Annotated in this window: 14 protein-coding genes and 1 riboswitch; of the genes, 12 read left to right on the forward strand and 2 right to left on the reverse strand. The window is 63.2% G+C overall.

What is annotated here, in order from left to right; translation table 11 throughout:
* Window positions 1–2: 2 nt before the first annotated feature.
* Entirely contained in the window at window positions 3–431 is a 429-nt protein-coding gene (locus tag EJ074_RS26735; RefSeq protein WP_095809430.1) for a DUF1636 family protein, read from the reverse strand.
* A gap of 39 nt (window positions 432–470) precedes the next feature.
* A riboswitch (cobalamin riboswitch) is annotated at window positions 471–676 on the reverse strand.
* A gap of 29 nt (window positions 677–705) precedes the next feature.
* A complete protein-coding gene (locus EJ074_RS26740) occupies window positions 706–1,905 on the reverse strand; it encodes a winged helix-turn-helix domain-containing protein (protein ID WP_095809429.1) in 1,200 nt (399 codons plus the stop codon).
* 334 nt (window positions 1,906–2,239) lie between these two features.
* Between EJ074_RS26740 and EJ074_RS26745 the strand changes: the two genes are divergently transcribed.
* The 12 genes from EJ074_RS26745 to nuoI all read left to right on the forward strand — a co-directional run bounded on the left by EJ074_RS26745 (window position 2,240) and on the right by nuoI (window position 12,916).
* Window positions 2,240–2,605, forward strand: a complete 366-nt coding sequence (locus tag EJ074_RS26745) for an NADH-quinone oxidoreductase subunit A (protein WP_095809428.1) — start codon at window positions 2,240–2,242, stop codon at window positions 2,603–2,605.
* Window positions 2,596–3,177, forward strand: a complete 582-nt coding sequence (locus tag EJ074_RS26750; RefSeq protein ID WP_095809427.1) for an NADH-quinone oxidoreductase subunit B — start codon at window positions 2,596–2,598, stop codon at window positions 3,175–3,177. The genes EJ074_RS26745 and EJ074_RS26750 overlap by 10 nt, the downstream gene beginning before the upstream one ends.
* Window positions 3,178–3,181: 4 nt before the next feature.
* Window positions 3,182–3,784, forward strand: coding sequence for an NADH-quinone oxidoreductase subunit C (locus EJ074_RS26755; RefSeq protein ID WP_095809426.1), 603 nt, complete (start codon window positions 3,182–3,184; stop codon window positions 3,782–3,784).
* A gap of 25 nt (window positions 3,785–3,809) precedes the next feature.
* Window positions 3,810–4,193 (forward strand): four helix bundle protein, encoded by a 384-nt coding sequence (locus tag EJ074_RS26760; RefSeq protein WP_095809425.1) that lies wholly within the window; start codon window positions 3,810–3,812, stop codon window positions 4,191–4,193.
* A gap of 48 nt (window positions 4,194–4,241) precedes the next feature.
* Window positions 4,242–5,432 carry an NADH-quinone oxidoreductase subunit D gene (locus tag EJ074_RS26765; protein WP_095809424.1) on the forward strand — a complete coding sequence of 397 codons (1,191 nt, stop codon included), beginning with the start codon at window positions 4,242–4,244 and terminating at the stop codon, window positions 5,430–5,432.
* Window positions 5,432–5,836 carry a hypothetical protein gene (locus EJ074_RS26770; RefSeq protein ID WP_095809423.1) on the forward strand — a complete coding sequence of 135 codons (405 nt, stop codon included), beginning with the start codon at window positions 5,432–5,434 and terminating at the stop codon, window positions 5,834–5,836. Before EJ074_RS26765 ends, EJ074_RS26770 begins: the two co-directional genes overlap by 1 nt.
* A 33-nt stretch (window positions 5,837–5,869) precedes the next feature.
* A complete protein-coding gene (locus EJ074_RS26775; protein ID WP_095809422.1) occupies window positions 5,870–7,147 on the forward strand; it encodes an NADH-quinone oxidoreductase subunit E in 1,278 nt (425 codons plus the stop codon).
* Window positions 7,148–7,157: 10 nt separating this feature from the next.
* Window positions 7,158–8,462, forward strand: a complete 1,305-nt coding sequence (gene nuoF / locus EJ074_RS26780) for an NADH-quinone oxidoreductase subunit NuoF (RefSeq protein WP_095809421.1) — start codon at window positions 7,158–7,160, stop codon at window positions 8,460–8,462.
* Between the two features lie 74 nt (window positions 8,463–8,536).
* Window positions 8,537–9,223 (forward strand): NADH-ubiquinone dehydrogenase, encoded by a 687-nt coding sequence (locus EJ074_RS26785; protein WP_095809420.1) that lies wholly within the window; start codon window positions 8,537–8,539, stop codon window positions 9,221–9,223.
* Between the two features lie 74 nt (window positions 9,224–9,297).
* Window positions 9,298–11,379, forward strand: a complete 2,082-nt coding sequence (gene nuoG / locus EJ074_RS26790) for an NADH-quinone oxidoreductase subunit NuoG (protein ID WP_095809419.1) — start codon at window positions 9,298–9,300, stop codon at window positions 11,377–11,379.
* A 2-nt stretch (window positions 11,380–11,381) separates the two neighbouring features.
* Window positions 11,382–12,425 carry an NADH-quinone oxidoreductase subunit NuoH gene (gene nuoH / locus EJ074_RS26795; RefSeq protein ID WP_095809418.1) on the forward strand — a complete coding sequence of 348 codons (1,044 nt, stop codon included), beginning with the start codon at window positions 11,382–11,384 and terminating at the stop codon, window positions 12,423–12,425.
* A complete protein-coding gene (gene nuoI, locus EJ074_RS26800; protein ID WP_095809417.1) occupies window positions 12,425–12,916 on the forward strand; it encodes an NADH-quinone oxidoreductase subunit NuoI in 492 nt (163 codons plus the stop codon). Before nuoH ends, nuoI begins: the two co-directional genes overlap by 1 nt.
* The last annotated feature ends 126 nt before the right edge of the window (window positions 12,917–13,042 follow it).

Below are 13,042 nucleotides of genomic sequence, written 5' to 3' on the forward strand. Positions count from 1 at the left end.
GGTCAGTCCTTCAGGAGGTCGAGGGGAGGGAGGCGGGCAACCAGACCGCGCTTGAGGGAATCGGGCCTGCCGCGCCACGGGATGAGGCCATCGGTCGAGGTGGCGAAAAGTTTTGCTCCGGTGACGAGATCGGTGCCGCTGGTCGTGTCGAGGTCGCCGAAGACGTAGCTCCAGCAACCGTCGCGCAAAAGTGCTGCGCTCAGACGGCGCTTGCAGTTGCCGAGGCATTCGACCGTTCGAATGCGGACTCTTTCGCCCGATGCGGCACGGCGCGCGTCTTCGGCCAACTGGGCGCCGGCGCGCGGATGCGCATCCGATCCGGTCTCGTCGCGGCAGGACGAGCAGACGATGACGGTGACGCCTGCCAAGGCGTCGTCAGGTTCGGACGCAAAGTCCGCGATATTGGCCGGAAAACTGCCGTTGCGATCCAAAACCAGGCTCCTTGCCCGGAAAACCCGCCGGGCGTTCGGATACGTAAAGTCTCAGACGGCAGGTCTCCTGGCTCGCGTGTCATCGCCTCGATGCCGCCTTCCCGGGAATGCCCAGTGGTGTTCGGCCGAGGCTCGTCGCTTACAGTTGCGGGGACAGCCGCGGATTTGGGATTTTGTAAGCCCGCACCGCATTCCCTCTTGGCTCCTCCCTTTGCCGGGAGAAGACCGTCTGCGGCGGATTTAGGCTTAGAGGTACCGGCCTGTCAACGCGCGGCTACGACACCGCGATGTCGGCCAGCGCCGGGCCGAGGTCACCGGCCGGCGTTATTTCGATGCTGTCGAGGCCAAGCCAGCCCTGCATCTGCTTCAACTCGTCGAAGAGCTGGGCGGCCGTCTCGGGCGGTGCGCCGGGTTCGGCATAAGCAGCGTGGACGCGCAAGACGCCGGCCGGACGGTCGGCTCTCAGATCGACACGCGCCACGATGCGGTCGCCGAGCAGGAAGGGCAGCACGTAGTAGCCGTACTGGCGCTTTTCGGCCGGCGTGTAGATCTCGATGCGGTAGCGAAAGCCGAACAGCTTTTCGGTGCGCGTGCGTTCGAAGACGACGGGGTCGAAGGGCGCAAGCAGGGCGCGCGCGTCGATGCGGCGCGGAAAGCGGGCGTCTTTGTGGAGATAGGCGGTCTTGTCCCATCCTTCCACTTTCATCGGCAGCAGTTCGCCCATCTCGACCAGTTCCTCGATGCGGTCCTTCGTGTCGCCCGGCGCCAGGCGGAAATAATCGCGCAGATCGCCATAGGTGGCGATGCCATGGGCGCGGGCGGAAATGCGCAGCAATTCGCGATGGGCGTCCTCAACCGAAGGCACAGGCAGGTCGAGGACAGCCTGCGGCAGAACACGCTCCGGCAGGTCGTAATAGCGTTCGAAGCCGCGCCGGTAGGCGGTGGTGATGCGGCCGGCCCAGAACAGCCATTCGAAGGCGTGCTTGGCCTCGCTCCATCCCCACCAGCCGCCATTGCCCTTGTGGCCCTCGATGTCGGAGGCGGCGATCGGTCCTCGGTCGGCGACCTGCCTGTAGATCTCGTCGATCATCTGCTTGCGCTCACGACCCCATTTGGCAAGGCCGAGATACATTTCCTCGCCGCGCTCGGCACGCTGCATGCGCCAGCGCATCAGCGGATAAGTCTCGACCGGCAGGAAGGACGCTTCATGCGCCCAATATTCGAAAACGGTGCGCCTGCGATTGAGCGCAGCGTTGTCGAGCAGCGAAAGCGGATAGGGACCGAGGCGCGAATAGAGCGGCATATAGTGGGCTCGGACAACGGCGCTGACGGAATCGATCTGGAGCAGGCCGGTCCGGGAAAGCACGCGGGCGAGGTGCCGGCGATCCGGCGTGCCGGCCGGTCGCGCATCGTTGAAGCCCTGGGCGCTGAGCGCGACGCGCCTGGCCGTGGCGAGCGAGACTTGTTCCTTCATCCAGGTGCCTTGCCCCTGATCCCTTCTACCCGGATTTCCGGCCGGTGATTCCTACCATGCTAGCAGCCAAATGGCGGCAGATGTGTCAGGAGAGAAAAGTGGAGTAAAAAACGAAGGAAATCAAACAGGAGCCGATCGGTTCAGTTTCTTCCGATATGGCGCCAAGGGCCGCGTTTTGAGCAAGGTTTGACTTGCTTCGCCGGATACGCTGCGCTAACCCTCGCCGCGTTGCAGCAAGGGCCCCCTAAAACGGTTCAGCGGTTAATCTGTCACGCTTCCGCAATAGGGTGTGTTGCTGTAATCAAGTGAATTGCCCGCCAACGGAAATCCGCTCATGAGCGCACTTCTAAGTTCATATCTTCCTATTGTGCTGTTCATCGGCGTGGCGCTGGTCGTTGGGCTGGCGCTGATCATCGCGCCGTTTCTGGTGGCCTACCGCAATCCCGATCCGGAAAAGCTTTCCGCCTATGAGTGCGGGTTCAACTCGTTCGACGATGCCCGCATGAAATTCGACATCCGCTTCTACCTGGTGTCGATCCTGTTCATCATCTTCGATCTCGAGGTGGCCTTCCTGTTCCCCTGGGCGGTGTCCTTCGCCAAGCTCGGCATGCTCGGCTTCTGGTCGATGATGGTGTTCCTGGTGGTGCTCACCATCGGCTTTGCCTATGAATGGAAAAAAGGAGCGCTGGAATGGGATTGAACGAGAGTTCAGGCACCCTCGTCGCGCCGAAGCCCAAGGGCATCATCGATCCCAACACCGGCAGGCCGGTGGGGGAGGACGATCCCTTCTTCCTCGAAATCAACAATGAGCTGGCCGACAAGGGTTTTCTCGTCACCTCCACCGAGGCGCTGATCACCTGGGCGCGCAGCGGCTCGCTGATGTTCATGACCTTCGGTCTCGCCTGCTGCGCGGTCGAGATGATCCACACCTCGATGCCGCGCTATGACTCGGAGAGGTTCGGCGTCGCGCCGCGCGCGTCCCCGCGCCAGTCCGACATCATGATCGTCGCCGGCACGCTGACTAACAAGATGGCGCCGGCGCTGCGCAAGGTCTACGACCAGATGCCGGAGCCGCGCTACGTCATCTCGATGGGCTCCTGCGCCAATGGCGGCGGCTACTACCATTATTCCTATTCGGTGGTGCGAGGCTGCGACCGCATCGTGCCGGTCGACATCTATGTGCCCGGCTGCCCGCCGAGCGCGGAGGCGCTGCTTTACGGCATTCTTCTGCTGCAGAAGAAGATCCGCCGCACCGGCACGATCGAACGGTGAGCCGATGACCCTGGCGTTGAACGAACTCTCCACCTATCTCGGCGAGAAGCTCACCGGCCGCATCGGCGATGCGGTGCTAGCCTATGGCGAGCTGACCGTTTCCGTCGAGCCCGGCAATCTGATCGAGGTTGCGACCTTCCTGCGCGACGATCCGCGCTGCCAGTTCGTCTCGTTCATCGACATCAGCGGCGCCGATTATCCGTCGCGGGACAGGCGCTTCGACGTCGTCTATCACCTGTTGTCGCCGAAGCAGAATGTCCGCATTCGTCTCAAGGTGCAGGCCGACGAGGAGACGTTGGTGCCGTCACTGACCGCCGTCTATCCCGGCGCCGACTGGTTTGAGCGCGAGACCTACGACCTCTACGGCGTACTCTTCTCCGGCCATCCGGACCTGCGCCGCATCCTCACCGATTACGGGTTCGAGGGTCACCCGCTACGCAAGGATTTCCCGCTGACCGGCTTCGTCGAGGTGCGCTACGACGACGAAGCCAAGCGGGTCATCTACGAGCCGGTGGAATTGAAGCAGGAATTTAGAAACTTCGACTTTTTGAGCCCATGGGAGGGAACGGATTACGTTCTTCCGGGCGATGAGAAGGCGAAACAGTGAGTAAATGGTGAATAGTGAATGGTGAATGGACGAGACGCCGGAAAAGATACGCGACTATCGCGATCTCATCGTCTGGCAGGAGGCGATGGATATCGCCGAGTCCGTTTACGCATTGACGCGTGGGTTTCCGCGCGAGGAAATGTTCGGATTAGCGGCCCAGATGCGGCGATGTGCAGCTTCTATTCCGGCGAACATTGCGGAAGGTTTCGGTCGCGCACAGCGCCGGCCATTCATCCAATTCCTTCGCATAGCGCAAGGCTCGTTGAAGGAACTGGAAACGCATACCATGCTCTGCGGACGCGTTGGACTGTTGTCCAAGGAGCAGGTCGCAACTATGGAGCCGGGATATACCAGACTCGGCAAACGCTTGGTCTCGTTCGTGCGGTCGCTCGATGGAGAGCGCGAATGACCGTTCACCATTCACCATTCACCATTCACTATTCGCCAAGGGCGATCCATGGCTGAAACCTCCGTCCGCAACTTCAACATCAACTTCGGTCCGCAGCATCCTGCGGCACATGGCGTTTTGCGCCTAGTGCTGGAACTGGACGGCGAGGTGGTCGATCGCGTCGATCCGCATATCGGGCTATTGCATCGCGGCACCGAGAAGCTGATCGAGGCCAAGACCTATCTGCAGGCCGTGCCTTACCTCGACCGGCTTGATTATTGCGCGCCGATGAACCAGGAGCACGCCTTCGCGCTCGCCGCCGAGCGACTGCTCGGTATCGAGGTGCCGAAGCGCGGGCAGTTGATCCGCGTTCTCTATTCCGAAATCGGCCGCATCATGTCGCACATCCTCAATGTGACGACGCAGGCGATGGACGTCGGCGCGCTGACTCCGCCGCTGTGGGGCTTCGTCGAGCGCGAGAAGCTGATGGTCTTCTACGAGCGCGCCTCCGGTTCGCGCATGCATGCGGCCTATTTCCGGCCGGGCGGCGTTCACCAGGATCTGCCGCCGCAGCTGATCGAGGACATCGGCAAGTGGATCGACCCGTTCCTGAAGTCGATCGATGACCTCGACGCGCTGCTCACGCCCAACCGCATCTTCAAGCAGCGCAATGTCGATATCGGCACGGTCTCGCTGGCGGATGCCTGGGCCTGGGGTTTCTCGGGCGTGATGGTGCGCGGCTCGGGCGCGGCCTGGGACCTGCGCAAGTCACAGCCCTATGAATGCTATTCCGAGATGGATTTCGACATCCCGATCGGCAAGAACGGCGATTGCTACGACCGCTACCTCGTGCGCATGGAAGAGATGCGCCAGTCGGCGAAGATCATGCGCCAGTGCATCGATCTGCTGCTCGGCAAGGAAAGCACTGGCCCCGTGTCCAATCTCGACGGCAAGGTGGTGCCGCCGAAGCGCGCGGCGATGAAGCGCTCCATGGAAGCGCTGATCCATCACTTCAAGCTCTACACCGAGGGTTACCGCGTGCCGGCCGGCGAGGTCTATGCGGCGGTCGAAGCGCCGAAGGGCGAGTTCGGCGTCTATCTCGTCTCCGACGGCACCAACAAACCCTATCGCTGCAAGCTGCGCGCGCCCGGCTTCGCGCATTTGCAGGCCATGGATTTTCTGTGCCGCGGCCACATGCTGGCCGACGTCACCGCCGTGCTTGGATCCCTCGACATCGTGTTTGGTGAGGTCGATCGGTGATGGTGGGGGCAACTCGGGCACCCAAGGCGTTTCTGGCTGCAGCATTTTTTGCTGTTTCGGCCGACGCGTCGCTTGCTGGGCCCGAAAGTGGCCTCACGTCAGCTGATCTTCTCAATGAAGGTTTCAAGCTAGTTGCCGAAGGCGATTTGCTTACAGTGCGGGCCATGAAGACGCAGGTTCCGCTTATGGATGAGGGTATTCTAGTGGGCGGAACGGCGCCTACGGCAGACAACTGCGCCGTCTATGACAATCTCATCGCCTCGATTTATGCCGATTATTATCGTTGCAAGCCGATCGCTTGGATATACGACCGCTATGATGAATACGTCCGTTTGAAGCGCGGGCCGGAAGAGTTCGTGTGCGTTTTGAGTCCGTCTGAACGATGCTACCGCGCCTACAACTAACTCGGATCAGTCAGAAACAATAAAGCGAAGATCATGTCAGTCCGCCGTCTCGCAGAAGCCAGCCTCCAGCCAGCGTCCTTTGCCTTCAACGAGGCGAATGCGGCGGCGGCCCAGCAGTGGATCGCCAAATATCCGAAGGGACGCGAGCAGTCGGCCATCATCCCGCTGCTGATGATCGCGCAGGAGCAGGAAGGCTGGGTGACGAAGGCGGCGATCGAGACGATCTCCGACATGCTCGGCATGCCGCGCATCCGCGGCCTCGAGGTCGCGACCTTTTACACGCAGTACCAGCTCAATCCGGTCGGCACCCGCGCCCATATCCAGGTCTGCGGCACCACGCCCTGCATGCTGCGCGGCTCGGAAGCGCTGATGGATGTCTGCCGGTCGAAAATTCATCATGACCAGTTCCACACCAACGACAAGGGCACGCTGTCGTGGGAGGAGGTCGAATGCCTGGGCGCCTGCGTCAACGCGCCGATGGTGATGATCTTCAAGGATACCTTCGAGGACCTGACGCCGGAACGGCTGGCCGAGATCATCGATCTCTACGAAAGCGGCAAGGGCGCTTCGGTCACGCCTGGCCCGCAGAACGGCCGCACCGGCTCGGAACCGGCCTCGGGCCTGACGACGCTGAAGAACGAGAAGGCGATCCTGAAGTCGACCCGCGAGAAGGAATCGAAGGCTGCGGCAAAGGCAGCCAAAGCCGCAGCTCCTGCCATTGCGCCTGCGGCCGTGATCTCACAGGCCCCTGCGGCTCCGGTCGCTCCATCGAAATCCGGCAAGCCGAAGACAGACGCGCCTGAAACCAGCCCGGCGCTGAACACGCCGTCGCCGGTCAAGGTCGCGCCGGCCGAGGAGAAGGCGGCGAGCGTCAGGGCCCCGCGCCATTCCGCCGCCAATGCCAACCAGGCTTCTCCGGAAGTCGAGGCGGTTTCGAAGCCGCGCAGCGGGCCGAAGAACAAGGCAGAGCCGGTTGCTGCGTTCAAGTCGCCGGAAGCCAAGCAGCCCGCGCCGGCAAAGCCGTCGCTCGACGACAAGAATCGCCCCGCCGGCATCGCGCGGCCGGCAACGGTCGACGACCTCAAGCTGATCTCCGGCGTCGGGCCGAAGATCGAGGGCGTCCTGCATTCGGTGGGCATCTACACTTTCGCTCAGGTCGCTGCGTGGAAAAAGGCCGAGCGCGAATGGGTCGACGGCTATCTCAATATCCGCGGCCGCATCGAGCGCGACGATTGGGTGAAGCAGGCCAAGGCGCTCGCCAAGGGCGGCGTCGCCGAATACATCCGTGTCTTCGGCAAAAAGCCGGTCTGAGGGACGAACAATGCTCCAGGACAAAGACCGAATCTTCACCAATATCTACGGCCTGTTCGACAAGTCGTTGGCCGGAGCGCAGGCGCGCGGCCACTGGGACGACACGCCCGGACTCATCGCCAAGGGGCGCGACTGGATCATCAACGAGATGAAGGCGAGCGGCTTGCGCGGCCGCGGCGGTGCAGGCTTCCCGACAGGCCTGAAATGGTCGTTCATGCCCAAGCAGAGCGACGGGCGCCCGAGCTATCTCGTCATCAATGCCGACGAGTCCGAGCCGGGCACCTGCAAGGACCGCGACATTCTGCGCAACGATCCCCACACGCTGGTCGAGGGCGCGCTGGTCGCCGGTTTCGCCATGGGCGCGGTCGCCTGCTACATCTATGTGCGCGGCGAGTTCATCCGCGAGCGTGAGGCGCTGCAACGCGCCATCGACGAGGCCTATGAGGCGAAGCTCATCGGCAAGAACAACACCTCGGGCTACGATTTCGACGTCTACATGCATCACGGCGCCGGCGCCTATATCTGCGGCGAGGAGACGGCGCTGCTGGAAAGCCTCGAAGGCAAGAAGGGCCAGCCACGGCTGAAGCCACCGTTCCCGGCCAATGTCGGCCTCTATGGCTGCCCGACAACGGTCAACAATGTCGAATCCATCGCCGTCGCGCCGACCATCCTGCGCCGCGGCGCGGCGTGGTTTTCGTCCTTCGGCCGGCCGAACAATTCCGGTACCAAGCTGTTCTGCGTCTCCGGCCACGTCAACAATCCGTGCACTTTCGAAGAGGCGATGTCGATCCCGTTCCGCGAGCTGATCGAGACGCATTGCGGCGGTATCCGCGGCGGCTGGGACAATCTGCTCGCGGTCATTCCGGGCGGCGCTTCGGTGCCGCTGGTGCCGGCGGAGCAGATCATCGACGCGCCGATGGATTTCGACGCGCTGCGCGACCTGAAGTCCGGCCTCGGCACCGCGGCCGTCATCGTCATGGACAAATCGACGGACGTCGTGAAGGCGATCGCCAGGCTTTCCTACTTCTACAAGCATGAGAGCTGCGGGCAGTGCACGCCGTGCCGCGAAGGCACCGGCTGGATGTGGCGGGTGATGGAGCGGCTGGTGCGCGGCGAAGCGCAGAAGCGCGAGATCGACATGCTGCTCGACGTCACCAAGCAGGTCGAGGGTCACACGATCTGTGCTCTCGGCGACGCGGCCGCCTGGCCGATCCAGGGCCTGATGCGGCATTTCCGCGGCGAAGTGGAACGCCGCATCGACGAGTTTTCACGCAACGCGCACCGGGTCGAGCCGGTGATGGTGGCGGCGGAGTAGAAGTTTGCAATACGGGCATCGCCCGAGACGGAAAGCAGGGACGGGGCATACGAGGAAACGACCAGGAGATGTCTATGGTGCCCTATTCGATACCCTATTCACTGATGCCCGATTTGAACCAGTTCGAGAAGATGAACCAGGATCTGACCAGAATGATGCCGAAGGAGATGGCGAGCGCCGTCAATCTCTTCGCGCATCCCGTTGCAGGCGCCGCAGCGGTGTCGGCACTCGGCGTCGGCCTGGCCAATCACGCCTTCGGCATGTGGATGGGCGCGGTCTCCGGCGCGGTCGAGGCCTCGCAGCGCATGCTGCAGCCGTTCCTCGACGATCTGAAGGCACAGAGCGAAGCCGCCGCCCATTCGTCCAAGGCACGCAAGGCGACCGAGACGCTGATCGCAGAAGCGCAGACTTTCGCCAGGGACGTGACCGATATCGTGGCAAGCACCACCACCGAGAAGGTGCTCGATGCGACAGGCGCGGACACGGTTGCGGAAGCGGCGGCGACCGGCCTGATGCCGGAAGATTTCAAGCAGCCCAACGCGATCGAGAAGCCCACCACGCCTTCTGACCTGAAGGCGATCTCGGGCATCGGGCCAAAGCTGGAAAAGGTGCTGAACGGCCTCGGCATCTGGACTTATGGCCAGATCGCCGCCTGGACGGCGGCAGAGATCGCCTGGGTCGAGGACTACCTGTCGCTCGCCGGCCGCGTTGGCCGCGACGACTGGACTGGCCAAGCTGCGGCTCTGGCCGCGAAGCAGTGAGATGAAATGCCGGGCGCGGCATCGGTCGCGTCCGGAAAGAGAGATTGCGGGAAATCCGCGAGGGTTTGAGGCGAATGGCAAAGCTCAAGGTCGACGGGAAAGAGATAACGGTACCCGACCATTACACGCTGCTGCAGGCGGCCGAGGACGCCGGCGCGGAAGTGCCGCGCTTCTGCTTCCACGAGCGGCTGTCGATCGCCGGCAACTGCCGCATGTGCCTGATCGAGGTGAAGGGCGGTCCGCCCAAGCCGCAGGCCTCCTGCGCCATGGGCGTGCGCGACCTGCGTCCCGGCCCCAACGGCGAACTGCCGGAAATCTTCACCAACACGCCGATGGTCAAGAAGGCCCGCGAAGGCGTGATGGAATTCCTGCTGATCAACCATCCGCTGGATTGCCCGATCTGCGACCAGGGCGGCGAGTGCGACCTGCAGGACCAGGCGATGGCCTTCGGCGTCGACTCCTCGCGCTACCACGAGAACAAGCGCGCGGTCGAAGACAAGTATATCGGCCCGCTGGTGAAGACGGTGATGAACCGCTGCATCCACTGCACGCGCTGCGTCCGCTTCACCACCGAGGTCGCCGGCATTTCCGAGCTCGGCCTGATCGGCCGTGGCGAGGACGCCGAGATCACCACCTACCTCGAGCAGGCGATGACGTCGGAGCTGCAGGGCAACGTCATCGACCTCTGCCCGGTCGGCGCGCTGACCTCCAAGCCGTTCGCCTTCCAGGCGCGGCCGTGGGAACTGACCAAGACGGAATCGATCGACGTCATGGATGCCGTCGGCTCCGCCATCCGCGTCGATTCCAGGGGCCGCGAGGTGATGCGCATCCTGCCGCGCGTCAACGAAGCGGTGAATGAGGAGTGGATTTCCGACAAGACCCGCTTCATCTGGGACGGCCTGCGCACGCAGCGCCTCGACCGTCCCTATGTGCGCAAGAACGGCAAGCTGGTGCCGGCAAGCTGGGCGGAAGCCTTCGCGGCGGTCAAGGACGAGGTGTCGAAGACGGCGCCGGAGCGGATCGGCGCCATTGCCGGCGATCTCGCGGCGGTCGAGGAAATCTACGCGCTCAAGCTTCTGATGGGCTCTCTCGGCTCGAGGAACATCGATTGCCGCCAGGACGGCGCCGCGCTCGATCCGTCGCTCGGCCGCGCCAGCTACATCTTCAATCCGACGATCGAGGGCATCGAGCAGGCCGACGCGGTGCTGATCATCGGCGCCAATCCGCGCTTCGAGGCTTCGGTGCTCAATGCCCGCATCCGCAAGCGCTGGCGCGTCGGCAATCTGCCGGTCGGCGTCATCGGCGAGGTCGGCGACACACGCTACGACTATGAGCTTATCGGCGCCGGTCCGGAGTCGCTGAAGGATCTGGCCGCCGGTAACGGTAAGTTCTTCGAGGTGCTGAACCAGGCGGCGCATCCGCTGATCATCGTCGGTCAGGGCGCGTTGGCGCGTGCGGACGGGGCGGCCGTGCTCGGCCAGGCGGCAAAGCTCGCTGCAGCCGTCAATGCCGTCACCGCCGACTGGAACGGCTTTGCGGTGCTGCACAACGCAGCCGCTCGCGTCGGCGCACTCGATGTCGGCTTCGTGCCGGGCGAGGGCGGCAAAGGCGTCGCGGGCATGCTCGGCGAGACCGACCTTTTGTTCCTGCTTGGCGCCGACGAGATCGACATGGCCAAGACCGGCGGGGCGTTCGTCGTCTATATCGGCACGCACGGCGATGCCGGCGCGCACCGCGCCAATGTCATCCTGCCGGCGGCTGCCTACACCGAAAAGTCCGGCACCTACGTCAATACCGAGGGCCGCGTGCAGCAGACCAACCGCGCCGGCTTCGCGCCCGGCGAAGCGCGCGAGGATTGGGCGATCTTGCGAGCACTGTCGGACGTGCTCGGCAAGAAGCTGCCGTTCGATTCGCTGGCGCAGCTACGCGCCAAGCTCTATGGCGAATACCCCCATCTCGCCCGCATCGACCAGGTGCTTGCCGGCAGCGGGGAGGACGTCGCCAGGGTGGCGAAGCTCGGCGGCCGATTGAACAAGGGCAGCTTCACCTCGTCGGTGAAGGACTTCTATCTGACCAACCCGATCGCGCGGGCATCGGCCGTGATGGCCGAATGCTCGGCGCTGGCCAAGAGCGGCTTCAAGCAGGCGGCGGAATAAGCATGGACACCTTCTTCTCCTTCTACGTGCTGCCGGCGCTGCTGATCCTGTTGAAGTCAGTCGTGCTGATCGTCGTTCTTCTGATCTTCGTCGCCTATATACTTTATGCCGACCGCAAGATCTGGGCGGCGGTGCAGTTGCGCCGCGGCCCGAACGTCGTCGGGCCCTGGGGCACGCTGCAGGCCTTCGCCGACCTGTTGAAATTCGTGTTCAAGGAACCGGTGATCCCGTCCGGTGCCAACAAGGGCGTGTTCCTCTTGGCACCGCTGGTCTCGGCGGTGCTGGCGATTTCGGCCTGGGCCGTCATTCCGGTCAACCAGGGCTGGGCGATCGCCAACATCAATGTTGGGATCCTCTATGTCTTCGCCATCTCCTCGCTCGAGGTCTATGGCGTGATCATGGGGGGCTGGGCCTCCAACTCCAAATATCCGTTCCTCGGCGCGTTGCGCTCGGCGGCGCAGATGGTCTCCTACGAGGTCTCGATCGGCTTCGTCATCGTCACCGTGCTGCTCTGCGTCGGCTCGCTCAATCTCTCCGACATCGTGCTGTCGCAGCAGGATGGTCTGGGAACGCGGATAGGCCTGCCCAACACCTTCCTCGACTGGCACTGGCTGTCGCTGTTCCCGATGTTCATCGTGTTTTTCATTTCGGCGCTGGCCGAGACGAACCGGCCGCCGTTCGATCTGGTGGAGGCGGAATCGGAACTCGTCGCCGGCCACATGGTCGAGTATTCGTCGACGCCGTTCCTGCTCTTCTTTCTCGGCGAATACGTCGCCGTCGTGCTGATGTGCGCCTTGGCCACCATCCTCTTCCTGGGCGGCTGGCTGCCGCCGTTCGACTTCGCCCCATTCACCTGGGTGCCGGGGCTGATCTGGTTCGTGCTCAAGGTCTGCCTGATGTTCTTCATGTTCTCGATGGTGAAGGCGTTCGTGCCGCGCTACCGCTACGACCAGCTGATGCGGCTGGGCTGGAAGGTGTTCCTGCCGCTGTCGCTATTCATGGTGGTCGCCACCGCGGCCTTCCTCAAGATCACGGGGTTTGCCTGATGTCCGCTCTTGGCCAAGCCGCAAAGGCGCTGCTGCTGAAGGATTTCGTCAGCGCCTTCTTCCTGTCGATGCGCCAGTTCTTCGCGCCGAAGGAGACGATCAACTATCCGCACGAGAAGGGGCCGATCAGCCCGCGATTCCGTGGCGAGCATGCGCTGCGCCGCTATCCCAACGGCGAGGAGCGCTGCATCGCCTGCAAGCTATGCGAAGCGATCTGCCCGGCGCAGGCGATCACTATCGAGGCCGGTCCGCGCCGCAACGACGGCACGCGCCGCACCGTGCGCTACGACATCGACATGGTGAAGTGCATCTATTGCGGCTTCTGCCAGGAAGCCTGCCCGGTCGACGCCATCGTCGAGGGTCCGAATTTCGAGTTCGCGACCGAGACGCGCGAGGAGCTTTACTATGACAAGGAAAAGCTGCTCGCGAACGGCGATCGCTGGGAGCGGGAACTGGCGCGCAACATCGCGCTGGATGCGCCCTATCGGTGATTGGCGCACTTCTCCCCGTCAACAGGGAGAAGGAACAAGAAAAGTGGACGGCGCAACGTCGCCCGTCTAAGGAACACGCGATTTCGGATCCGAGGCGGAACGGAATCGGAATTTGAACCCCGGGGG

Origin of the sequence: Mesorhizobium sp. M3A.F.Ca.ET.080.04.2.1 (assembly GCF_003952525.1) — a bacterium.
Classification (GTDB): Bacteria; Pseudomonadota; Alphaproteobacteria; order Rhizobiales; family Rhizobiaceae; genus Mesorhizobium.